This window comes from Cryobacterium lactosi (assembly GCF_004403945.1).
GTDB lineage: Bacteria > Actinomycetota > Actinomycetes > Actinomycetales > Microbacteriaceae > Cryobacterium > Cryobacterium lactosi.
In genome coordinates, this window is the sequence record NZ_SOHM01000012.1 from 64,165 (window position 1) to 87,160 (window position 22,996).

At 68.4% G+C, this 22,996-nt stretch carries 21 protein-coding genes; 5 read left to right on the top strand and 16 right to left on the bottom strand.

Going from position 1 to position 22,996, the window contains the following annotated elements; translation table 11 throughout:
* Positions 1–27 precede the first annotated feature (27 nt).
* Positions 28–1,149, top strand: a complete 1,122-nt coding sequence (locus tag E3T61_RS06780) for a GNAT family N-acetyltransferase (protein WP_134640131.1) — start codon at positions 28–30, stop codon at positions 1,147–1,149.
* On the opposite strand, the gene E3T61_RS06785 is transcribed toward E3T61_RS06780, so the two are convergent.
* From E3T61_RS06785 to E3T61_RS06825, 9 genes are all read right to left on the bottom strand, one after another.
* Positions 1,064–2,074, bottom strand: coding sequence for an Fpg/Nei family DNA glycosylase (locus E3T61_RS06785; protein ID WP_134640132.1), 1,011 nt, complete (start codon positions 2,072–2,074; stop codon positions 1,064–1,066). The genes E3T61_RS06780 and E3T61_RS06785 overlap by 86 nt on opposite strands.
* A gap of 3 nt (positions 2,075–2,077) precedes the next feature.
* Positions 2,078–2,755 (bottom strand): ribonuclease III, encoded by a 678-nt coding sequence (gene rnc, locus E3T61_RS06790; protein WP_134640133.1) that lies wholly within the window; start codon positions 2,753–2,755, stop codon positions 2,078–2,080.
* A gap of 138 nt (positions 2,756–2,893) precedes the next feature.
* Positions 2,894–3,097 (bottom strand): 50S ribosomal protein L32, encoded by a 204-nt coding sequence (rpmF, locus tag E3T61_RS06795; RefSeq protein WP_066596228.1) that lies wholly within the window; start codon positions 3,095–3,097, stop codon positions 2,894–2,896.
* A gap of 2 nt (positions 3,098–3,099) precedes the next feature.
* Complete coding sequence (locus tag E3T61_RS06800; RefSeq protein WP_241992432.1) at positions 3,100–3,672, bottom strand: YceD family protein; 573 nt, start codon at positions 3,670–3,672, stop codon at positions 3,100–3,102.
* A gap of 63 nt (positions 3,673–3,735) precedes the next feature.
* Entirely contained in the window at positions 3,736–6,162 is a 2,427-nt protein-coding gene (locus E3T61_RS06805; RefSeq protein ID WP_166793165.1) for a transglutaminase TgpA family protein, read from the bottom strand.
* Positions 6,159–7,580, bottom strand: coding sequence for a DUF58 domain-containing protein (locus E3T61_RS06810; protein ID WP_134640135.1), 1,422 nt, complete (start codon positions 7,578–7,580; stop codon positions 6,159–6,161). Before E3T61_RS06810 ends, E3T61_RS06805 begins: the two co-directional genes overlap by 4 nt.
* A gap of 24 nt (positions 7,581–7,604) precedes the next feature.
* Entirely contained in the window at positions 7,605–8,540 is a 936-nt protein-coding gene (locus E3T61_RS06815; RefSeq protein ID WP_420898473.1) for an AAA family ATPase, read from the bottom strand.
* Between the two features lie 140 nt (positions 8,541–8,680).
* Positions 8,681–9,169: a pantetheine-phosphate adenylyltransferase gene (gene coaD / locus E3T61_RS06820; RefSeq protein WP_134640137.1), complete on the bottom strand. Its 489-nt coding sequence runs from the start codon at positions 9,167–9,169 to the stop codon at positions 8,681–8,683.
* A 136-nt stretch (positions 9,170–9,305) separates the two neighbouring features.
* Positions 9,306–11,543, bottom strand: a complete 2,238-nt coding sequence (locus E3T61_RS06825) for an ATP-dependent DNA helicase RecG (RefSeq protein WP_134640138.1) — start codon at positions 11,541–11,543, stop codon at positions 9,306–9,308.
* Between the two features lie 84 nt (positions 11,544–11,627).
* Between E3T61_RS06825 and rsmD the strand changes: the two genes are divergently transcribed.
* Both rsmD and E3T61_RS06835 read left to right on the top strand, forming a co-directional pair.
* Positions 11,628–12,206: a 16S rRNA (guanine(966)-N(2))-methyltransferase RsmD gene (gene rsmD / locus E3T61_RS06830; protein WP_134640139.1), complete on the top strand. Its 579-nt coding sequence runs from the start codon at positions 11,628–11,630 to the stop codon at positions 12,204–12,206.
* 121 nt (positions 12,207–12,327) lie between these two features.
* A complete protein-coding gene (locus E3T61_RS06835) occupies positions 12,328–12,867 on the top strand; it encodes a flavodoxin domain-containing protein (RefSeq protein WP_134640140.1) in 540 nt (179 codons plus the stop codon).
* 50 nt (positions 12,868–12,917) lie between these two features.
* On the opposite strand, the gene thiL is transcribed toward E3T61_RS06835, so the two are convergent.
* Positions 12,918–13,937, bottom strand: a complete 1,020-nt coding sequence (gene thiL, locus E3T61_RS06840; RefSeq protein WP_134640141.1) for a thiamine-phosphate kinase — start codon at positions 13,935–13,937, stop codon at positions 12,918–12,920.
* Between the two features lie 24 nt (positions 13,938–13,961).
* On the opposite strand from thiL, the gene E3T61_RS06845 reads away from it, so the two are divergent.
* Positions 13,962–14,504 (top strand): DUF3515 family protein, encoded by a 543-nt coding sequence (locus tag E3T61_RS06845; protein WP_134640142.1) that lies wholly within the window; start codon positions 13,962–13,964, stop codon positions 14,502–14,504.
* 9 nt (positions 14,505–14,513) lie between these two features.
* On the opposite strand, the gene E3T61_RS06850 is transcribed toward E3T61_RS06845, so the two are convergent.
* From E3T61_RS06850 to leuC, 6 genes are all read right to left on the bottom strand, one after another.
* On the bottom strand, positions 14,514–15,641 hold the full coding sequence (locus E3T61_RS06850; protein ID WP_134640143.1) for a D-alanine--D-alanine ligase family protein: 1,128 nt from the start codon (positions 15,639–15,641) through the stop codon (positions 14,514–14,516).
* Complete coding sequence (locus E3T61_RS06855) at positions 15,544–16,671, bottom strand: NAD(P)H-dependent glycerol-3-phosphate dehydrogenase (RefSeq protein WP_134640144.1); 1,128 nt, start codon at positions 16,669–16,671, stop codon at positions 15,544–15,546. Before E3T61_RS06855 ends, E3T61_RS06850 begins: the two co-directional genes overlap by 98 nt.
* A complete protein-coding gene (locus tag E3T61_RS06860) occupies positions 16,661–17,458 on the bottom strand; it encodes a lysophospholipid acyltransferase family protein (protein ID WP_241992433.1) in 798 nt (265 codons plus the stop codon). The genes E3T61_RS06855 and E3T61_RS06860 overlap by 11 nt, the downstream gene beginning before the upstream one ends.
* A gap of 7 nt (positions 17,459–17,465) precedes the next feature.
* Complete coding sequence (gene murA / locus E3T61_RS06865; RefSeq protein ID WP_130179147.1) at positions 17,466–18,794, bottom strand: UDP-N-acetylglucosamine 1-carboxyvinyltransferase; 1,329 nt, start codon at positions 18,792–18,794, stop codon at positions 17,466–17,468.
* Between the two features lie 83 nt (positions 18,795–18,877).
* The gene (gene leuD / locus E3T61_RS06870; RefSeq protein ID WP_134640145.1) at positions 18,878–19,486 is read right to left on the bottom strand and encodes a 3-isopropylmalate dehydratase small subunit; all 609 of its coding nucleotides are present in this window, start codon (positions 19,484–19,486) and stop codon (positions 18,878–18,880) included.
* Between the two features lie 11 nt (positions 19,487–19,497).
* Positions 19,498–20,997, bottom strand: coding sequence for a 3-isopropylmalate dehydratase large subunit (leuC, locus tag E3T61_RS06875; protein ID WP_134640146.1), 1,500 nt, complete (start codon positions 20,995–20,997; stop codon positions 19,498–19,500).
* A gap of 277 nt (positions 20,998–21,274) precedes the next feature.
* Between leuC and E3T61_RS06880 the strand changes: the two genes are divergently transcribed.
* Positions 21,275–22,939, top strand: coding sequence for an MFS transporter (locus tag E3T61_RS06880; RefSeq protein ID WP_166793166.1), 1,665 nt, complete (start codon positions 21,275–21,277; stop codon positions 22,937–22,939).
* Positions 22,940–22,996 lie beyond the last annotated feature (57 nt).

The following is a 22,996-nucleotide window of genomic DNA, read 5'->3' on the forward strand; positions in this document are numbered from 1 at the left end:
GAGCTACCGGGTCTAGGCTCTGCGGGCATGGAGAGTCGATCGTTCAGTATCGACGAGTTGAGCATTCCCGCGTCGCCCGCAGGTCCGGGCTGGGCGGAGTTCGCTGCCGCCGTCGAGGTACGCAACCGGGTGGAGTCCCACGCGTACGGCACCGGTGAGCTTGCCCAGTCGGCAGAGGAGCTGCTCCCGGCGTTCCTGACGCCGGAGGACTCCCCCAGACGGTTGTTCGTGGCGCGCGCCGCGGGGACGATCGTGGCCCGCGCCCTCTACGAGACGCAGTCAGACCCGGCGTCGGAGTTCGCCTGGTTCACCGTGGAGGTCCTGCCTGAATGGCGTGGCCGGGGCATCGGCTCCGCACTGTCGACGGTTCTGGAGTCACTGGCCGACGCCGAGCGGCGCAGCAGCCGCGTGGTCTACGCGGTCTCGCCGCCCGGACCCGGCGAACGTGTTGCGGCGCCCACTGGCTTCGGGTCGGTTCCGCTCGCCAACCCCGAGGTGCGTTTTCTCCTCAATCGGGGCTACCGGCTCGAGCAGGTGGAGCGCGGCAGCAGGTTGCAGTTGCCGGTGGACCCTGCCTTCCTCACCGACCAGCTCGCTGCGGCAGGAGCCAGAGCCGGGGAGGACTATGCGGTGTTGTCGTGGTCTGGGCGTACGCCGGAGCGATGGTTGCCCGATCTGGCCCTGCTGTACACCCGAATGTCGACGGATGCGCCGACGGCGGGCCTGGAGGAGCCGGAGGAGGTCTGGACCGTGGAGCGGCTCCGGCGCGAACAGGACGTCTACGCCACCGGGCCACGGCTGGCCGTGGTGACCGCGGCGCTGCATCGGCCGAGCGGCCGGCTGGTCGGTTTCACCGAGCTCTCGGTGCCGGGCGATCCCGGCCGGGCCGTCTCACAAGAGGACACCCTGGTGCTTCGAGAGCATCGCGGGCACCGCCTGGGCATGCTGATGAAGCTGGCCAACCTGAAGCAGCTCGCCCTGGGGTATCCGGAGCAGCGAGCGGTGACCACGTTCAATGCCGAGGAGAACCGTTACATGCTCGACGTCAATGAGGCGGTTGGGTTCACACCGATGGGGTACGAGGGAGCGTGGCGGAAGGTAAGCGCAGCCGCTGGCAGCGCGGGCAGTAGTGCGAGGACCGGTTCATGAACTTGACCCGCACCAAATCGGTTCCACAGCGAGGGCACGGCGTGCCCTGCCGGCCGTAGGCGTTGAGGCTGTGCGAGAAGTACCCGGACTGGCCGTTGACGTTCACGTATTGGGCGTCGAAGCTGGTGCCACCCTCGGCCAGCGCCTTCAGCAGAATCTCACGGATGGCGCCGAGCAGGCGGCGGGCGCTCGCCGCGGACAGTGTCGCGGCCGGCTGGTCGAAGTGCACCCTGGCGTCGAAAAGAGCCTCGTCGGCATAGATGTTGCCGATCCCGCTGACGACCTGCTGGTCGAGCAGCACCCGTTTGATGCCGGACCTGGTGCGTGCCAACGCCCGGTAGAACGCCGGGGCGGAGAAGGCCGGGTCGAGCGGGTCGCGGCCGATGTGGGCCACCTGGCCGGGAATGAGGCCCGTCCAGGCCGGCCCGGAACCGATGGCGGCCCCGGAACCGGCCGAAACGAGCCGGCCAGGTGCCATGCCGGGACCGGAATAGCCGGCCGGGAGGCCGTCGGCGGTGGCGCGCATCCTGTCCACGGCCATGCTGCCGAAGATGCGCTGGTCCACGAAGTGCAGGGCCAGTTCGCCGTGCTCGGGGTGCTGCAGGGTCAACCGGATGCGCAGCAGCTTCTCCGGGGCCTGGCCGGGTGTGCGAAGCAGCACCTGTCCGCTCATGCCGAGGTGGGCGACGAGGGCCAGGTGCTCCGGCGCGCCCGCCGGAGCGTTCAGGGGGAACCAGAGGAACTTGCCCCGCCGGACGGCGGCCTCGATCCTGGCGCCGGTGAGGAGTACTTCGAAATCGCCCAGCGATCCGTCGTGGCGGCGCAGGGACCGGTTGTCGAACACCTCGACACCCGTGACGGCGGCGCCGGAGACGGCGGTTTCCAGGCCGGAGCGAACGACCTCGACCTCGGGGAGCTCGGGCACGGGTCAGCGGCGGGGTGCGCGCAGGCGCGTCCACGCCTCGAGGGCGGCGGCCATCTCGGCGTGCTTCTTGCTGGTGCCCTCGCCCGTGGCTGTGACCGCGGTTCCCACGGTCACCGTGGCGACAAAGACCTTCGAGTGGTCCGGCCCGCTTTCGGCGACGGAGTAGACCGGAACGCCGGCACCGAGCCGGGAAGCGGCCTCCTGCAGGCTGGTCTTGGGGTCCATCGAGATACCGAAGTGACCGGGATCGGCCAGCATGGGCTGCAACAGTCGCATCACGAACCGGGTCGCGGACTCTACGCCGGTGTCGAGGTAGACGGCACCGATGAGAGCCTCGACGGTGTCGGCCAAGATCGACGACTTGTCACGACCGCCGGTGAGGGTCTCCCCACGGCCGAGGCGCACGAATTCGCCCAGACCGATGCCGCGGGCGATCTCGGACAGCGCGGCCGTTGAGACCAGACTGGCCCGGCGCTTGGCGAGGTCACCCTCCGGAAGCAGCGGGTAGTCGCGGTACAACATCACCGTGACCGCTTGGCCCAGAATCGAGTCGCCAAGGAATTCCAGGCGCTCGTTCGTGGGCAGGCCACCGTGTTCGTACGCGTAGGACCGGTGCGTCAACGCCAATTCGAGCAGACCGGCGTCGACCTGCAGGCCGAGGATCTCCTGCAGCGCCACCATCGGATCCTCAGGTTGTCTCGGCTCCCGGGCAGCAGAAACTCCTGCAGCAGGGAGCGCTGCAGGAGAATCGGCTGTTCCGGGATCGGCGTCAGAACCTGACACGGTTGTGCGCACCACCCCTGTGACTAAACCTTCTGACTAGACGTCAGCGACCTTGCGGCCCTTGTACTCCATGAAGAGTGCGGTGCCGGCAGCGTCGGTGACAACCTTCGCGCGGTGCGGGAGGCTGTAGACGACCTTGCCGTTTTCCATGGTCTTCACCAGGGTGGGGGCTTCGGCCTTCCAGCAGGAACGGCGTGAGCGGGTGTTGGAGCGTGATTGCTTGCGCTTCGGGACTGCCATGACTACTTCTCTTCTCTATCCGGTACAGCCTGGATGTCGTCATCCGTGCTGATGCTTTCGGAAGCTTGGAATTCCAATAGTGCGGACCAGCGGGGATCCTGCACGTCACTCGGTTCAAGTTCAGGGGAAGTGGCACGCCGTTCCCCGGTCTCTGGGTCGAGACCTGGGCAATCCCGCCGGCAAACCGGCTGGAACGGCAGTGACAACACCACTGCATCCCTGATTAGTGGTTCAAGATCCACGTGGTCATCTTGAACCGCACACTCATAAGCTTCGTCTAGATCGTACGCGAAAAGCTCCACAAAATGAACTCGGACAGGCAATTCGATGTCAATCAGGCATCTTCCGCACTCTCCGGCGGCTTTTCCGGTCACATCCGCGGTCACCAGGATGCCCTCGTGGATGCATTCCAGGCGCAGATCTGCTTCGAGGGTGGAGCCGGCTTTCACGGCAACAAGCGCTTCACCGAGGTCGTTGGGCACGACGATGTCGATGTTGCGCTCATACATCGTTCCCGGGCGGTTGATGACGTCGCGGACGTCAACCTTGTACGGGGTCTTCTTGAACTTATTCACAAGGGAAAATTCTACGCGTCGAATGGGGGTTGTCGGTCCGCGCCGGTGTGTCGCGTGCGCCGGTCACTCCGGGGTGCCGGCGGCCAGGCCCATCCGGCGCAGTGCCGTCGACGTCAGGGACGCCGGAATGATCAGGGCCCTGGCCCGCTGGGCGGGCCCGGAACTCTGCCACAGGGCGGCCAGGAGAAGGTCGAGGTCGCCCAGCAGGGCGGCGCCGTGGTTCGCCGCCGGACCCTGGCGGCGGGCGTAGTGTGCTTGCTCGGTGGCCACCAGGAGTCGGTCGAGCGCCTCTCGCACCTCCGGCGCAGCGCCGACGGTGACCTTGTCGCGGATGCTGTCGGCCAGCTCACGGGTGGTGAGCGTGTCGTACACGGTCAGCCCCTGGTCCACCGCGGTGTCGGCCAGCTCACGCCAGGCCAGCACGGCGCCGCCCCGGTCGGCCGCCAACAGGCGCCGCCGCCGCCGCCGCCGGACCAGCCGGATCCCACCGGGGGTGAGCAGGAGGATCACGACGAACGTCGCAACGAGCCCGATCCGGGCCAGGGTGCCGGGCAGCTCGTCCTCCGGCGCGGCGAGGCTGTCCAGGGGTCCGCTCTCGAGCCCCGGATTGTCGTTTTGCCGGGGAACGACCGATTGCGCTTCGCCGGCGGATGGCGCACCGGATGCCGTGGTGCTCTCGGGTTGGGCATAGTCCGGTACCGATCCCCGGCCGGGTGTCGGTTCGAAGGGCACCCAGCCGACCCCGACGAAGTAGAGCTCCGGCCAGGCGTGCAGATCGTCGGAATCGACGTCGTAGCGGTTCTGGTCGTTGACGACAGTTGTCGTGCGGGTGCCGGGAAGGTAGCCCAATGTCACCCGAGCCGGTATGCCCAGGCTCCGTGACATCAACGCCATCGCCGAGGCGAAGTGCACACAGTAGCCGCGTTTCACGTCGAGGAAGGTGGCGATGACATCCGCTCCCCCGCCGTCGTAGCCGTCCTCCACCGGCGCCTCGGTGTCGTAGGTGAAGTCGTTTCCGCGCAGGTAGTCCTGAATGGCCACCGCGGCGTCATAGGACGAATCCGTGCCTTGGCTGACCGTGCGGGCCGTCTCGCCGATGATCTCCGGCGTGCCGTCGGGCAGGGACAGGCTTGGCTCGATGGACACCGGATACCGGCCGCCGGCCTCACGGAGCTGGTCCCTGGTCGGTTGCACTTCGAGGGAGGTCACTGTGTAGCGCTGGCCGATCGTGGAGCTGTCGGTACTAGTGATCGACCGGTTCCCGTCGTTCCAGTACCAGCTCCCGGTGAGCCCGTCCACCCGCGTGGCCGGCACGGGAACAGGCAGCATCTGGGTGTCCACGCCGTCGATCACGATGATCGTGCTGGCCTCGGTGCGGTCCACCGGCTCGGACAGGCCCGGTGGGGCGGGGATCGACTCGGCGGTGAGGTCCTCGTCGACCTCGCTGGCCTTGGGCAGCCAGCTGGTCCCCTTGATCTCATCGAGGGTCAGCACGGCGAGGTAGGGCTGCTCAGTGGCTGACGTGCGGTAGTGCAGGGCCGGACCGGGCTGGGGCCGGCGCAGGTCCTGGCCGAGGTCGATCATCGGGCTGATCCCCCGGTTGAACAGCGCGCTGTTGGGCCGCGAGCCGAATGCGCCACCGGAGATCACGGGCGCGGAGAAGCTGAACACGAGCGAACCGATGATGCCGATGGCACCGATGGCGATGGCGCCCCGCACGGCGCCCGCCGCGCCGGTGATTCCAGTTCCGCGTCCGCCGGCCTGGCGGTTGACCTGCAGGCCGCGCAGGTGTACGTCGATGCGGAGCAGGAGTAGATAGGCGGTCGCTGTCGCGGCCAGGGCGATCCAGTCCGCCCCGGTGGACACCACGAAGCCGGGCACCGCGAGGGGCACCAGGGCCGGTATTCCGGCCAGCGCCGGTCGGCGCAGCCCGATGGCCACGAGGTCCATCAGGATCGCCAGCAGGCCCACCCCGCCGGCCAGGAGGAACAGGATGCCGTCCAGCACCTCCGCGGGCGTGCCCTGCACCTGAATTGATCTGACGCCGGCCGTAGCCAGCTCGGTGAAGCGGGCGAGGGTGTCTCCGGTGGGGACCAGCCAGAGCAGTCCGGTGCCGCCGCCGAAGAACAGCGTGAGCACCACGACGAGCACGCCGGCGGACAGCACTGGCACGATCACCGCGGGCACCCTGGCCCGACGCAGCCCGGCGGCGCCGGCCAGGACGACGCTTGCAACTATCAACAGCACCAACCACCAGGCCGACCCGGCGAGCACAGTGCCCAGGGCGGTGCATCCGGTCATCAGCAGGCCCAGCACTGCCAGGGTGAGCGGCCAGCGCACCACCGGCGGCCGGCGGGACTCCGTAGTCGGCCCACGACCGGAGGACCCACCCCCGGCCTGACCAGTCCGCGCCCGGCCACTATCGGCCTGACCAGCCCGAGCCCGGTCAGCCACGGCACGGTCGGCGCCGGCCACATCGGTCCTGGTCACCGCGCCTCCGCCCGATCCTGGCCGGCCTGCGCCCACGCGGTATCTACCGGCGTCGTGGCGGTCAGCGGCACGCATTGCCAACCCGCGTCGCTCAGGCGCTCGACGGCTGAGCTGTCGACAGTGTCGAGAACGAACGCGACAGCGGGCTGGCAAAGCCCTCGGAGGGCGACCAGGTCGGTCGTGTCGGCGGATCCGATGTCCACAAGCACGGCGAACGCCGGGATCTGCCGGCCGAGCGTGACGGGCCGCCGGGAGCCGGGGGTGTCGTCCGTGGCGTGCACCACACGATCGCGCTGGACCACGCTCGCCAACGCGTCGATGAGCGCGAGGGCTCCCTCCGGACCGGTGAAGGAGACCGGGTCGTCGCCGCGCAGTCCACCCCAACGCCCGTCATCGGGGTCGTGTTGCACCCGGGCATCTCCTGCGCGGGTCCTGGCGGGCAGGAGTTGGCAGGGCCCGAGCTCCACGACATCGAGCCGGAAGCCGCCGTCGAGCAGATGCACCGCGATGGATGCCGCCAGTTCGACGGCCCGTTCGAATTCAGCGTCGTGTCCGAGGCCGGTTCCGCGCCCACCGCGGGTGGTGTCCAGAATGATGCGGGCCTCGGGGTGGCTGCGCTGCTCTTCCTGCCGCACCATGATCTCTCCGTGCCGGGCGGTGGCCGGCCAGTTGACCCTGCGCATCGGGTCCCCCGGCCGGTATTCCCTGGCGATCAGCTCGTCGGAGTCGTTGTTGAGATGGCTGAGGCGCTCGTGGCGGGACCCCTCGCCCCTAGTGATCGAGACACCGTTGCCCGGCAGCGGTGTGACAGTCGGCGTCACGGTCAGGTCGTGCGGGGAACCGGCGGGCCACTCGCTGTAGGCGAGACCGAAGGGGTCGGTCCGGCCGACCATGAGCGGGCCGACCGGGTACACGCCTCGCCGGGGCGGTCGCACCTGGTAGCTGACCCGCGCGGTGTCTGCCGCCCCCGGGCGGCGGACCCGGGCCGGAGCGAGGCCCCGCAACGGCTGACTCGGTGGCACGTCGACTCCCCTGGCCGCCGTGTCGCGCCAGCGCAGCCCGAGGAGGGGCGCGGGGGCCAGGTTCTGGATCTGGATCGTCACGGTGGCGCTGAGCCCCGCCGACACGGTACCGGGCATGAAGCTGCGGCTGACTTCCACACGAAGCGGATGCACCAGGACGTACCCGAGTGCCGCCAGGGGCACCAGCAGCAGCAGGCCCGCCACGAACAAGAGGTCCCGTTCGTCGTAGGTCCAGGCGAGCACGAAGAGCACAGCCCCCACACCCAGGAAGACGGCCCCGCGCAGCGTGGGGCGGACCATCCGGTGGGCCCGGCGGGTCGCTCCGGTCAGGTCGCTCCTGGTCATGCTCTGCGTCATGGTCATCTGCGTCACGTCCACCTGCGTTTGCATTCCCATGATGGCTCCACCGCGTGCCGGCCGCTACAGCCGGCCCTGGGAACCCGTCGGTACGGGTGTGGCAGCCAGGATCCGCCTGACCGTCTCCTCGATGAGCATGGCGCTGTCCTGGGAACGGTGGCCCAGGGCGCGGGTGGTGGGAACCAACCGGTGACCGAGCACGGCGACCGCGAGGGAATCGATGTCGTCGGGAAGCACATACTCCCGGCCGTGCAGCGCCGCCTGGGCCTTCGCTGCCCTGATCAGCTGCAGCGTCGCCCGCGGACTCGCGCCCAGCCGCAGGTCGCGGTCCTCACGGGTGGCGCGCACCACGGCCACCGCGTATTCCTTGACCGCCCCGGAGGCGTAGACGCTGCGTGCGGCCGACATCATGCCGCGCAGTTGGGCGCCGGTGACCACGGCGTCGATCCGTGCCAGCGGGCTGGTCAGGTCCCGGGAGTCGAGCATGGCGAGTTCGGACGCCGGGTCGGGATACCCCATCGAAATGCGTGCCATGAACCGGTCCCGCTGGGCCTCAGGCAGTGCGTAGGTGCCCTCCATCTCGATGGGGTTCTGCGTGGCCACGACGGCGAACGGGCGGGCCAGCGGGTAACTGTGCCCATCGACGGTGACCTGGCGTTCCTCCATGCATTCCAGCAGCGCCGACTGGGTCTTGGGACTGGCCCGGTTGATCTCGTCGCCGATCACGATGTTCGCGAAGATCGCGCCGGGCTTGAACTCGAACCGTCGTTCGGCCTGGTTGTACACCGAGACCCCCGTGACGTCCGAGGGCAGGAGGTCCGGGGTGAACTGGATGCGGCTGACGCTGCAATCCACCGATTTCGCGAGAGCCTTGGCGAGCATGGTCTTGCCCACTCCCGGCACGTCCTCGATGAGGAGGTGCCCCTCGGCCAGGAGCACGGTGAGGGCGATCTGCACGGCGGAGTGCTTGCCGTCGATGACGGACTCGACATTGCGCATGATCGCCAGGGCGGCGCCCTGCACATCGGGCAACGCCACGTCGGTTTCGCTGTCGACGTCGATGGCGCCGAGAGGGTTCACCCTGGCCGTCGCCGCGTCGGCGACGGTTGACTCCGAGACCCAGCGTCCCGGGAACGCGTTCATGCGAGCGGTCGATTCAGGAAGGCCGCGACGGCGGGCGGCACGTACGGGGCGATGTCCCCGCCGAGGGCGGCGACCTGGCGCACCAGGGAACTCGACACGTGGGCGTGCGCGGGATCGGGCAGCATGAAGATGGTTTCGACACCGGCCAGGTTGCGGTTCACGATCGCCATCGGCGTCTCGTACGCCACATCGATCTGTGAGCGGATGCCCTTGACCAGCACGCTGGCGCCCACGTCGACGCAGTAGTCCACGAGCAGCCCCATGCTCCAGGAACTGACGATGACGTTCCCGGGTAGGTCGGCCTCGAGGATCGCCCGTTCGATGAGGGACACCCGTTGGGTGATGGGGAGAAGCGCCGACTTGCCCGGGTTGTGCACCACGAGCACGTGCAGTTCGTCGTAGAGCCCGGCGGCCCGTTGGATCACGTCCAGATGCCCCAGTGTGACGGGGTCGAACGAACCAGGTACGACGGCGATCCTGCGCATACGGTTCACCCTAGCGCCAGCGCGCAGCGCCCGCTGCCCGGTCCGGCCGGATTTCCCAGACGTCTAGGCCTTTGTCAGGGACACCTTCCTCAGGAGCCGGCCGGGGAGGCTGTCGGAGGGCCGGCCCCGGAGCCGCTCAGCCCTTGGACAGCGCGGCGCGCTCCGAGTCGTCGAGCCTGCGGCGCACGGCCGCTCGGAGCGCCGGAATGGTTCGGATCTCCGGATCTCCCCCGATGAGCTCCCGGGCGGCGGTTCTGGCATCGGCGATGATATCGCCGTCGGTCGCCACCCGGAGCAGGCGCAGCGACGACTGGCCGCCCGACTGGAAGCGGCCGAGCACATCGCCCTCCTGCCGTTGCTCAAGGTCGACCTGCGCCAGCTCGAAACCGTCGAGGGTCTTGGCGACGGCCTCGATCCGTTCCCTCGCCGGCGTGCCGATCGGAGCGCTCGTCACGAGGAGGCAGAGGCCAGGGACCCCGCCCCGGCCGACCCGGCCGCGCAGCTGGTGGAGCTGCGAGACGCCGAAGCGGTCAGCGTCCATCACGACCATGGCCGATGCATTCGGCACATCGACACCGACCTCGATCACGGTGGTGGCCACAAGCACCTGGATGTCGCCGGCCGCGAAGGCCTGCATGGTGGCGTCCTTGTCGTCGGCGCTCATCGCGCCGTGCAGGGGTTCGATGCGGGCCGTGGCGAGCAGCGGATGCCGGCGGAGGCTGGCGAGCAGCTCCTCCACATTGGTCATCGGGGTGGCATCGAAGTCGATCTCCTCGCCCTGTTCGAGTTTCTTCGGCGCGATCGCCGGGCACACGATGAAACACTGGCGGCCCAGCGCGAGCTCCTCCGACACGCGTTGCCAGACCCGCATCACCCAGGCCGGTTTCTCGTCCAGCGGCACAACGAAGCTCTCGATGCCCGGCCGTCCGGCCGGGAGCATGGCGATGGTGCTCACGTCGAGGTCGCCGAAAATGGTCATGGCGATGGTGCGGGGAATGGGCGTGGCTGTGAGCACGAGCACGTGCGGCGGCAAGTCGGCCTTCAGCCGCAGCGCCTCGCGCTGGTCGACGCCGAACCGGTGCTGCTCGTCGATGACGACCAGGCCCAGGTCGAAGAACTTGACGGTGTCGCTGAGCAGGGCGTGCGTGCCGATGACGATGCGCGCCTGGCCGGAGACCGTGCGCAGCAGCGCCTTGCGGCGCAGAGCGACGGGCAACTGGCCGGTCACCAGGGTGGGCATCAGCTCGGCCGCGAGGTCGGGTCCGAGGATGTTCGTCATCGAGCGCAGGTGTTGCCCGGCGAGCACCTCGGTCGGCGCGAGCAGTGCCGCCTGGCCGCCGGAGTCGGCCACCGCGAGCATGGCGCGCAGGGCCACCACGGTCTTGCCGGAGCCGACCTCGCCCTGCACGAGCCGGTTCATCGGCGCGGTCAGCCCCATGTCGCGCCCGATTTCAGCCCCGGTGACTTCCTGGTCCACGGTGAGGGCGAACGGCAGGGCCGCGTCGAATCGTTCGAGGTAGCCGCCCGGCACCGGCAGCCGGGCCCTGGTGCGGCGGGCACGGTGCTCGGTGTGCTGCTGCACGAGCACGCACTGCAAGACAAACGCCTCGGTGAAGCGCAACGTCGTCCTGGCCGCGTTCCATTCTTCGTCGGTGACGGGGCGGTGCACGAGTGTGAGCGCGTCGCGATGCCCGAGCAGGGAACGTTCCAGGCGCATGTGCTCCGGGATCGGGTCGTCGACCGGGCCGAGCTGCCCAAGCACGTCCACGATGATCTTGGCGATCTGCCAGCTGGTCATGGCCGCGGTGGCCGGGTAGATGGGGATGGGCCGCTGCCCCCAGAGCCGAGCCTGGGCTGCATCGGCCGGCGAGATCGTGGCATCCATGGGGTCATCGCTGCCGGGCACGATCTGGTAATCGGGCTGGGCGAGCTGACGGGCCTTGTTGAAGACCGTTACCTTGCCGGAGAACATCCCGCGCATGCCCGGGCGCAGGGTCTTGATCAGCCACGGCTTGTTGAAGAAGGTGAGCGGGAGCATGCCGTGGCCGTCGGAGATCACGACCTTGGTGCGGTGTAGCGCTTTCTTGCCCGGCTGCGCGCGGCCGTAGTCCTGCACGCTCACCGAGATCACCTCCGCCAGCACGGTGACGGATTCGTCGAGGGGCAGGTCGGCCAGGGTGGTGAGCTCGCCGCGCCGCGCGTAGCGGCGCGGATAGTGGCTGAGCAGGTCGCCGACCGTGGCCATGCCGAAGGCCTTGGCCAGTACTGTGGCGGGGCCAGAGGGCAGCACGACGCGCAGCGGGGAGTCCAGGGTCAGCGGGGCGGGGTCGTCGAAGGGGTCGCGCGGGGTGGCGGCGGCATCCGAACCGGTCATACTCCGATGCTAAACGTCACCGCCGACACTCAGCGTCCGCGGCGCAGGCTGTGGATGGCCGGCGGCGGCTAGGCTCGAAGGCAAATGACGCGAATTGTCGCCGGGTTCGCCGGCTCCCTCACCCTCACCGTGCCGGCCAAGGGCACCAGGCCCACCAGCGACCAGGTGCGCGAGGCTCTCTTTTCGGCCCTCGACGCGCGGGACGCCATCCGCGACTACCGGGTTCTCGACCTGTATGCGGGTTCCGGCGCCCTGGGCCTGGAGGCGGCCAGTCGTGGTGCCAGGGTGGTCACCCTGGTCGAGAACGGCTTCGCCGCCAGCCAGACCTGCCGCAAGAACGCCGCCGCCGTGCAGAAGGCCGCCCCGAAAGGCTCAGCGCTCTCCATCGCGGTGTCCAGCCAGGCCGTGCAGTCCTTCCTCGCCGGCACCCCTGACGGCTTCGACCTGGTCTTCCTCGACCCGCCATACGACCTCGCCGACACGGAGTTGGCCGCGAACCTCGCCGCCCTGACGCCGTTGCTCGATCCTGACGCCCTCGTTGTTGTCGAGCGCTCCTCCCGGTCACCCGAACCCGCCTGGGGACCCGGACTCGAGCTGGAGCGCCGCAAGAACTACGGCGACACCACCCTCTGGTACGCCGGGGTGGCCGACCCGGCCCAGTAGTCGGGTTCCGCTGCGCCGAGCCCCTGAGCCTTACCCCTGACGAGGGCTGGTCAGAACGGGTATGGACGGCCTACGTTTGGGGTGTGGGCATCGTCGTCCACCCATCCGAAAGGTCGACCCCGTGCGCGTAGCGGTAGTTTGTGCCAGCCAGTACGGCGCCACGCGCGGCATCGCAGAACGGATCGGCGCCGAACTCGCCCTCGCCGGCCTCGATGCGCGTGTCTACGACGCCGCCTCACCCCCGCACGCCGAAGATGTCGCGGGTTTCGACGCGTTCGTCGTGGGCAGCGCGGTCTACATGGGCCACTGGCTCAAGGATGCGAGCACCTTCGTGCGCCGCCATCAGCCGACCCTGCTCGAACACCAGATCTGGCTGTTCAGCAGCGGCCCGCTCGGCACCGAGACCACGGATGCCGACGGGGCCGACATCAGGGAGAGCACTGTGCCCGCCGAAATCACCGAGTTCACCAACACTGTGCGCCCTGTGGGCCACCGGGTGTTCTTCGGTGCCATCGACCCCGAGGCGTTGAGCCTGCCGCATCGGATGATCCGCAAATTCCCCGGGGCAGCGGAGAAGATCCCGGCCGGCGACTTCAGGGACTGGACGGAGATCGAGGCCTGGGCCAGGGAGATCGCCCGCAGCCTGGTGAAGGCCGGCTGAGCCGACCGACACCCGCCGGCACACTCGGGGGCACGGCTCGGGCGGTGCGACTACGAGGTGGCGCCGTCCCAGCCCCGGTACGGGTCCCAGCCGCCCTGGGTGTGTGCCTCGCCGTCGACGAGCACGATGCCGGGCTGATCGGTGACGGTGCCGATGCGCCGGAATCCGGCGGGGAGCACGGCGGCAGCTGGGAAGGTGGCCAGCAGGCCATGGTCCTCTCCCCCGCCCAAAGCCAGCTCACGGTGGTCGCCGAGCGCTGCCGAATCGAAGTCGACGCCGACGCCGCTGGCCCGCGCGAGCCGTCCCGCGTCGATGGCGAGGCCGTCGGACACGTCGAGCATGGCAGTCGCTCCGGCCGCCGCCGCGACCGGCCCCAACCCGATCGGCGGAACCGGCGCCAGCTGCGCCTCGACGAAGCGGGGCTCGCGCAACTTCAGGTTGTCGGCCGCCGCCCGGTCTGGCACACCGTCGGCGTCCACACCGAAGCGGAACAACAGCCCGAGCCCGATGCCGGCATCACCCAGCCGGCCGGCATGGGCGACGACGTCACCGGCCGTGGCGCCCGAACGCAGCACGGGCGCCCGGCCCTCGAGGTCGCCGAACGCCGTGATCGACAGGGTGAGGGCGTCGGAGGCGGACAGGTCGCCGCCCACCACTCCGCAACCCGGCGCCAGCGCCTCACAGCCGTCACGCAACCCGTCGGCGATGCCGAGGATGACAGAAATCGGCGTCGACGGCGGAGCGGCGATCGCGACCACGAGGGCCGTGGGCCTGGCGCCCATCGCGGCGACGTCGGACAGGTTCGTGGCGGCGGCCTTCCAACCCAGGTCGTGCGGCGTCGACCAGGCCAGTCTGAAGTCCGGGCCCTGGATCATCATGTCGCAGGTCACGACGAACCGACCGTCAGCGGCGGACAGCACCGCGGCGTCATCTCCCGGGCCGAGGAGCTCGGTGTCGGCGTGCGGCAGCCTGGGGAAGATGCGGGCCAGCACCTCGCCCTCGCTGAGGTCGGCCAGGGTCTGGTCCGGCGCGGTGTGGTCGAGCGCGGCCCGGTCGGGAGCTTTCGTCATGCTTCAAACGGTAACCTGAATGCGATGACTCTCCAGTTCACCCACCCGCGCCGTCCCGGTCGCCGCACCGGCCCGGTCTCCCGCCGACGCTCCGCCACAGCGCTGCTGCTGGCGGTCTCCGCCGTGCTGATCACCGGTTGCGCAGCCGCGGTGCCCATGCAACCGGCGGCGGATGCGGTGAACCCCGCCTGCGCCGACGTCATCGTGCGCCTGCCCACGACCGTGGCCGACCAGCCCGAGCGGGAGACCAACGCGCAGGCCACCGGCGCCTGGGGCGACCCCAGTGCGGTGCTGCTCACCTGCGGGGTCGAGGTGCCCGGTCCCACCACGCTGCCCTGCGTGAGCATCAACGGCATCGACTGGATCGAGGACGACTCCGAGGCGCCCAAGTACCGCTACACAACCTACGGCCGGGAGCCCGCCACCGAGGTGTACATCGACTCCGAACTGGTCAGCGGCTCGACCACCCTGGTCGACCTGTCCTCGGCCATCTCCAACATCCCCGCCACGAAGCAGTGCCTCGGCGCCGCCGACGTCACGCTGCCCACGGACACCCCCGCGCCCTGAGCCGCCCGGTTATTCCGTGACGACGGCTGAGGTGCGGCGGCGCTTGTGCGCCGCTCGGGCCAGTGCCACCTCGATGAGTTCGTCGATCAGCTGGGGGTAGGTGTACCCGCTGGCCAGCCAGCAACTGGGGAACATCGAGATGGGCGTGAAGCCGGGCATGGTGTTGATCTCGTTGATCACCCAGCCGTCGGCAGTGAGAAAGAAGTCCACCCTGGCCAGGCCGCCGGCGTCGATGGCCTCGAAAGCCCGCACGGCGATGCGCTGCATCTCGGCCAGATCGGCCGGGGCGAGGTCCGCCGGGCAGACCAGCTCGATGCCCGCAGCGTCGAGGTATTTGGCGGCAAAGTCGTAGAAGTCGCGGCCGGTGACCACGACCTCTCCCGCCACCGAGGCGTGCGCGGGGTCGCCGGGGCGGCCCTGCAGAACGGCGACCTCGAGTTCGCGGCCCACCAGTCCGGCCTCGATGAGCACCTTGTCGTCCTCGGCGAGGGCCACGGCCATCGCCTCGGCCAGCTGGTCGGGGCTGGCGACCCGGCTCACGCCCACGCTGGAGCCGGCCCTGGCCGGCTTCACGAAGGCGGGCAGCCCGAGCTCGGCCAGCGCCGCGTAAGCCTGGTCGGGTGTTTCGGCCCAGTCGTCCGCGGTGACGGTGTGCCAGGGCGCGACGGCCAGCCCGGAGTGCTGCAGAACGGTCTTGGTGAAGTGCTTGTCCATGCCCAGGGCGGACGCGAGGACACCGGAACCCACGAACGGCAGATCGACAAGTTCGAGCATCCCCTGCACAGTGCCGTCTTCGCCGTACGGGCCGTGCAGGATGGGGAAGACCAGGTCGACCGAGCCGAGGCTGCGGCGGCCGGACCCGTCGACGACGGTCAGTTCGCGGCTTGCTGCGCTGTCTGGCCAGAGCACCCGGCTGCCGTTGTCGGTGACCTCGGGCAAGGCCGCTGCAGACAACGTGAACTTGGTCGGGTCGTCGTCTTCGAGCACGAAGGCGCCGTCGCGGGTGATGCCGACCGGGATGACCGTGTAACGGTCCCGGTCAATTGCCGCGAGTACCCCGCCCGCTGTGGCGCAGCTGATCGAATGTTCGCTTGAACGCCCCCCAAACAGCAGCGCTACCGTGAGCTTGTCCGTCATCAATGGTCCTTTCACCCTGCGGTGCGCCGGAGTCAGTGGTGAGGTGCGGCGCGATATCCCGCGGCTTCAGCGTACCTGCCAGCACCTGGCGTACCTGTTCGACGATGGGCATGTCGACACCCTTGGCGCGGGCCAGCTCGAGGATCGGGCTCACGGATGCCAGACCCTCCGTGGTCTGCTGCATCTGGGCGATGACGTCGTTGTAGCTGTAGCCCTGGCCGAGCAGTCGCCCGGCGGTGTTGTTGCGGGACAGCGGCGACTGGCAGGTGGCGATCAGGTCGCCGAGGCCCGCCAGGCCCGCCAGGGTCTCCGGCTGGGCGCCGTAGGCCACCGCGAAATCGGTCATCTCCACGAGGCCGCGGGTGATGATCGACGCCTTGGTGTTCTCGCCGTAGCCGACACCGTCGACGATGCCGATCGCCACGGCGATGAGGTTCTTCAGGACGCCGCCGAACTCGGTGCCGATGACATCCGTGTTCACATACGAGCGGAAGTACTTGGTCGTGGCCAGGAGGGCGACGGCGTGCGCCGTCTCCAGGCTCGAGGAGGAGACCACCGCGGCGGTGGGCTGCTCCTTGGCGATCTCCAGGGCGAGGTTGGGCCCGGAGATGGCGGCGATGCGGGACGGATCGATCGGCAGGACCTGCTCGATGATCTCGCTCATCCGCAACCCGGAGGAGCGTTCGACGCCCTTCATCAGCGACACGATGATGGCGCCAGGAGCCAGGAACGGCTCCGCCTGGATGAGGTTCTCGCGCAGGGACTGGCTTGGCACCGACACGAAGACCTGCTCGGCGCCGGCCAGGGTCAGGTCGAGCCTGGAGGTGGCGCGGAGGCCCACGGGAAGGTTGATGCCGGGCAGGTAGTCGCTGTTGCGGCGCCCTTCGGTGATCTCCCTGGCCAGCTCGGGGCGGCGGGCCCAGAGGACCACATCCGCTCCCCCGTCGGTGAGGATCTTCGCAAACGTGGTGCCCCAGCTTCCCGCGCCGAGTACGGCGACTCGGGTGCCTGGCTGGACTTTAGGCTTCAAAACGGCCGGTCTCTTTCTGGTCGTGCTCAGAGGGGTTCCAGCGTTTGGCCGGTGCGGTCTCGTTGCGCAGGTCTTCGAGCAGTGCGGTGATGGCGTCCATCACCACGGCGGTCGCCTCGTTCAGCGTGGCCGTGTCAAGGTTGCGGCCGCGGAACTCGGCCAGGTCGATCGGGTCGCCGATCTTCACCAGGATGGTCTTGCGCGGGAACAGGTGCAGCTTCTTGGAGTAACGCTCCATCAGCTGCTGGGTGCCCCAGTGCGCTGCGGGCACGATGGGGATGCCCTGCTCCAGGGCGATGCGCACGGCGCCGCTCTTGCCGCGCATGGGCCACAGCTCCGGGTCACGGGTGAGCGAGCCTTCCGGGTAGACCACCACCATCTGGCCGCGCTCGACCAGGCGACGGGCGGCCTTGACGGGCTCGCTGCCGCGTACCGAACCGCCGCGCTGCACCGGAATCTGACCCGACTTCGTCAGCAGCCAGCCGGCGACGGGCAGCTTGAACAGCGACGCCTTGGCCAGGAACCTCGGCAGCCGGCCGAGCTTCCAGCTGACCATGCCCATCACGATCGGGTCGATCTCGCTGTAGTGATTGGGCGAGAACACGAACGCGCCCTGACGCGGGAACTTATGACCGTCGACGATCTTGTACCGGGCGGCCACGTTCATCGCCGGGACCACCAGCACGGCCAGCAGCCAGAAGATCGAGGGTTTGCTCTTCTCGGAGCGGGACCTGCGGCTGGTCGTCACCGTCGACGGAGTGGAATCTGGCACGTTTGAATCTGGCACAGTGCCATTATCCTGCGAGATCGAAGTCAGCTCCCAGTAGACGCAGCTTGGTGATGAAGTTCTCGTACCCACGGCTGATGATGCCCACGTTGCTCACGGTGGAGGTGCCCTCGGCCGTGAGGGCCGCGATGAGGTGGCTGAAGCCACCGCGCAGGTCAGGAACCTCGATGTCGGCGCCGACGAGCTTGGTGGGCCCGGCGATGACGGCGGAGTGGTTGAAGTTGCGCTGGCCGAACCGGCACGGGTGCCCGCCGAGGCATTCGCGGTGGATCTGGATGGTCGCGCCCATCTCGACCAGAGCGTCGACGAAGCCGAAGCGCTGCTCGTAGACGGTCTCGTGCACGATCGACACGCCGTGGGCGTGGGTCAGTGCGATCACGAGCGGCTGCTGCCAGTCGGTCATGAAGCCGGGGTGGACATCCGTTTCAATGATGACGGGCTTGAGGTCGCCGCCCGGGTGGTAGAACCGGATGCCGTCGTCGTGGATGTCGAACGCGCCGCCGACCTTGCGGAAGACGTTGAGGAAGGTGAGCATCTCGGCCTGCTTGGCGCCGCCGACGAAGATGTCGCCGTCGGTGGCCAGCGCGGCCGCGGCCCAGCTGGCGGCCTCGTTGCGGTCGAACAGGGCGCGGTGCTGGTAGCCCTGCAGGCTGTCGACACCCTCGATGCGGATCACTCGGTCGGTGTCGACCGTGATGATGGCGCCCATCTTCTGCAGGATGTTGATGAGATCCATGATCTCGGGCTCGATGGCCGCGTTCTTCAGCTCGGTGATGCCCTCGGCGCGCACGGCGGTGAGCAGGACCTGCTCGGTGGCGCCCACGCTCGGGTAGGGCAGCTCCACCTTGGTGCCCTTGAGGCCGTTCGGCGCGGACATGCGGATGCCGTTGGGCTGCTTCTCGACGACGGCGCCGAACTTGCGCAGAACCTCGAGGTGGTAGTCGATGGGACGGTCGCCGATGCGGCAGCCGCCCAGGTCGGGGATGAAGGCTTCGCCGAGGCGGTGCAGCAGCGGGCCGCAGAACAGGATCGGGATGCGGGAGGAGCCGGCGTGGGCGTCGATGTCGGCGTAGTGGGCGCTCTCCACGTCCACCGGGTCGAGCATCAGGCTGCCGGGCTCGTCGCCCTCGGTCACCTTGACGCCGTGCGCCTCGAGCAGGCCGCGCACGATGCGCACGTCGCTGATGTTCGGCACGTCGCGCAGGATGCTGGGCGTCTCACCGAGGAGGGCGGCGACCATGGCCTTGGTGACCAGGTTCTTGGCACCCTTGACCTCGATGCGGCCGATCAGCGGGCGTCCGCCGCGGATGGTGATCTTGTCGCCTACCAGGCCCACATTGGCTCCATGGCTTTGCGCGTTACCACGCTCTGAGTTGTCTTGAACGTTTTCGCGGACCTGATTGGTGTCTCCGACGATGATCACAAATTTACCTGCCTTGCGGGGAGAGTGCGGGGGCGCCAGGGCTCCCGGTGGGATTCGAATTCTGCGATTCGCGCTTCATCGCGCAGGGTGAGGCCGATATCGTCAAGCCCTTCCAGCAGTCGCCATCTAGTGTATTCGTCGACCTCGAATGAGACTGTGAGGTCGCCGACACTGGCAGTACAGGCAACCAGATCCACGGTCAGTTCTATTCCGGGGTCGGCTTCGAGAACTCGCCACAGGGTCTCCGCGTCGGCCTCGCTGATCTGGCCGGCGAGCAGTCCCTGCTTGCCGGAGTTGCCGCGGAAGATGTCGCCGAACCGGGGGCTGAGCACAACATCGAAGCCGAAATCGCGAAGCGCCCAGACGGCGTGTTCCCGTGAGGATCCGGTGCCGAAGTCGGCGCCGACCACGAGGACCCGGGGGTTCTGGTAGGCAGATTGGTTGAGAATGAACTCAGGATCCTGGCGCCATCCGTAGAAGAGGGCGTCTTCGAACCCGGTCTTGGTGACACGTTTGAGGAACACCGCGGGGATGATCTGGTCGGTGTCGACGTTGGACCGGCGCATGGGGACGGCAACGCCGGTGACGGTGGTGAATTTCTGCATGTCGGGCGCTCCTACAGCTTCGCGGTCGTGAGATCGGCGGGCACAGCGCTGGCCGGGATGGTGCCGTCCTGCACGAGGTCCCAGGGGCTGGACAGGGTGCCTCGGATGGCCGTGGCTGCGGCCACGAGCGGGGAGACCAGGTGGGTGCGTCCGCCCTTGCCCTGCCGTCCCTCGAAGTTGCGGTTGCTGGTGGAGGCGCAACGCTCCCCGGGGGCGAGCTGGTCGGGGTTCATGCCCAGGCACATCGAGCAGCCGGCGAAGCGCCACTCGGCGCCGAATGCGAGGAAGATCTTGTCGAGGCCCTCGGCCTCGGCTTCGATCCGCACGCGCGCGGAGCCGGGTACCACGAGCATCCGCACGCCGTCGGCGATGGCCTTGCCCTTGATGATGTCGGCGGCGGCACGCAGGTCTTCGACCCGGCTGTTGGTGCAGGAGCCGAGGAAGACGGTGTCGACACGGATGTCCTTCATGGCTGTCCCTGCGGCCAGGTCCATGTATTCGAGGGCGCGCTCGGCGGCGCTGCGCTCGTTGGCGTCGTCGATGTCGGCGGGGTTGGGCACGGTGTCGCTGAGGGAGACGCCCTGGCCGGGGTTGGTACCCCAGGTCACGAAGGGTTCCAGGGTGTCGGCGTCGAGGATGACCTCGGCGTCGAAGGTGGCGCCCTCATCGGTGGCCAGGGTGTCCCAGTACTCGACGGCGGCATCCCAGTCGGCGCCCTGCGGCGCGTGTGCGCGGCCTTCGAGGTAGGCATAGGTGGTGGCATCCGGAGCGACCATGCCGGCGCGGGCACCCGCCTCGATCGACATGTTGCAGATGGTCATTCGGCCCTCCATGGAGAGGGCGCGGATGGCGCTGCCGCGGTATTCGAGCACGTAACCTTGGCCGCCGCCGGTGCCGATCTTGGCGATCACGGCCAGAATGATGTCTTTGGCGGTGACGCCGGGGCGCAGGGCACCGTTCACGGTGATGGCCATGGTCTTGAACGGCTTGAGCGGCAGCGTCTGGGTGGCCATGACGTGCTCCACCTCGCTGGTGCCGATGCCCAGCGCCATGGCGCCGAAGGCTCCGTGGGTGGAGGTGTGCGAGTCGCCGCAGACCACGGTGATGCCCGGCTGCGTCAGGCCCAGCTGGGGGCCGACGACGTGCACGATGCCCTGTTCGATGTCGCCCAGCGAGTGCAGCCGGATGCCGAACTCGGCGCAGTTCTTGCGCAGGGTCTCGATCTGGGTGCGGCTGGTGAGGTCGGCGATGGGCCGGTCGATCGCCAGGGTCGGCGTGTTGTGGTCCTCGGTCGCGATCGTGAGGTCCGGCCGGCGGACGGGGCGACCGGCCAGGCGCAGACCGTCGAAGGCCTGCGGGCTGGTGACCTCGTGCACGAGGTGCAGGTCGATGTAGATGAGGTCGGGGGTGCCGTTCTCGCCCTTGGCCACCAGGTGCTTGTCCCAGACCTTCTCGGCCAGGGTGCGGGGACGGATCTCCGTGGGTGAGTCCGTGTTCACTGCGTTAGTCATGTTCGTGCGTCTTCCTCGGGAACGGTGGTCAGCCAACGACAAACTCCGCGACGAGTGGGCCTTGTTAGATACGAGACTCGTCGCGGCACAGAAGAAGAAGTCGACGTTGCAGCACACCTCAGGCTAACACTGCAGCCGCGATCTCAAGCCCGCGAACTGTGAGCTTTGCACTTAGAAGTGGCGCATCCTGGTGCTGACTCTCGGTTCGCGGATGCTCGGGCCGCGTGCTCGGCGGTGGGCGCTGGCCATAGCGGGACGGCCGACGTATGGTGTGCGCATGACAACGGTGGCGGCTGGGCAGAAGACAGGCAGGGTGCTGGTGGTGATCCTGCTGGCCCAGTTCATCATCGTCGTCGACTCGACGTTCATGAACGTGTCGCTGTCCACGCTCGTGGCGGATTTCGACACCACCGTCACCGGCATCCAGAACGCCATCACGTTGTACACCCTGGTGATGGCGGCGTTCATGATCGCGGGCGCCAAGGTGGGCGACATCATCGGCCGCAAACGCGCCTTCGTGATCGGACTCACCGTGTACTCGGTGGGCACGACCACCACCGCCCTCTCCCCCAGCCTGGGTGTCTTCATTCTGGGCTGGTCGATCCTCGAGGGTCTCGGCGCGGCCATGATGCTCCCCGCGATGATGTCCCTGATCGTGTCGAACTTCCCCGCAGGTCCCGCCCGCGCGAAGGCCTATGCCGGTTTTGCCGCCATCGCGGGCATCGCGGCGGGGATCGGACCGATCATCGGCGGTCTGTTCACCTCGTACCTGTCCTGGCGGCTGGCCTTCGCCAGCGAACTTCTCGTGGCGCTGTACATCTTCACGCAGCTGAAGATCATCAAGGATGCGCCGTTCCTCGGCCGCAAACCGCGCTTCGACTGGACTGGATTCATCCTCAGCTCCGCCGGGCTCATCACCGTGGTCCTCGGCATCGTGATGGCCTCGGCGTACGGCCTGTTCGTCAGCCGTGTCGACGTGGAGGTGTTCGGGCAGGTAGTGCTCACAGCCGGCCAGATCTCCCCCACCGTGATCCTCGTGTCCATCGGACTGCTCGTCCTGATCGTCTTCATCCTGGTGGAGCGGAGCCGCGACCGGCACCACCGCGACACCCTTCTCGATCTGAGTCTCTTCAGCATCCGGGCCGTCTCATCCGGAACGTCAGTGCAGCTGCTGCAGTACCTCGTGCTGACCGGGTCGATCTTCGCGTTGTCGCTCTATGTGCAGATGGAACTGAACTACTCAGCCATCCAGAGCGGGCTCACCCTGCTGCCGCTGTCCCTGGCCGTGCTGCTCTCGGCCGCGGTCAGCGGGCGGATTTTCAGCCGCCGGTTCGCCCCGCGCTCGGTCATTCTCGCCGGCTTCGCCATCATCGTGCTCGGGGCCGCAACGATGGGGCTGTTGGCCCGGGATGCGACGAGCGGCACCCAGTTCATTCTGGGGCTGGCGCTGGTCGGGTTCGGGGCGGGAACCATCGCCTCCCAGAACCAGAACCTCATCATGTCGTCGGTGAAACCGCAACGATCCAATGAGACGTCGGGGGTGATCAACACCGCGCAGAATATCGGGGCGTCCCTCGGTACATCGCTGGCGGGGGCACTGATCCTGTCGGTGTTCGTTCTCACCGCCACGAGCCTGATCGACGACAGTGCGGCGTTCACTGCGACGGAGCAATCACAACTTGACTCGGCAGTCACCGAGAAGGCGCAGATCATCAGCGACGCCCAGCTCAGCACCGCGATCTCGGAGTACCCGTCAGATCAGCAGGAGGCGATGATCGAGATCAATGCCGAGGCGAGGCAGACCTCGCTGACGGTGGTCTATGCCGGACTGGCGCTGGCCGGTCTCCTCGGTTTCGGCGCCGCCCTGCGGCTGCCGAGAACACCGCCGTTGGCGAGCACCTCGACACGGGCCGGGTCGCCCGCGAAGAAGAACGAGGACTAGGCGCAACTGTCGCCCGTTCGGACTTTTGTGCCCGGTGCGCCGGGCGCACATGTCCGA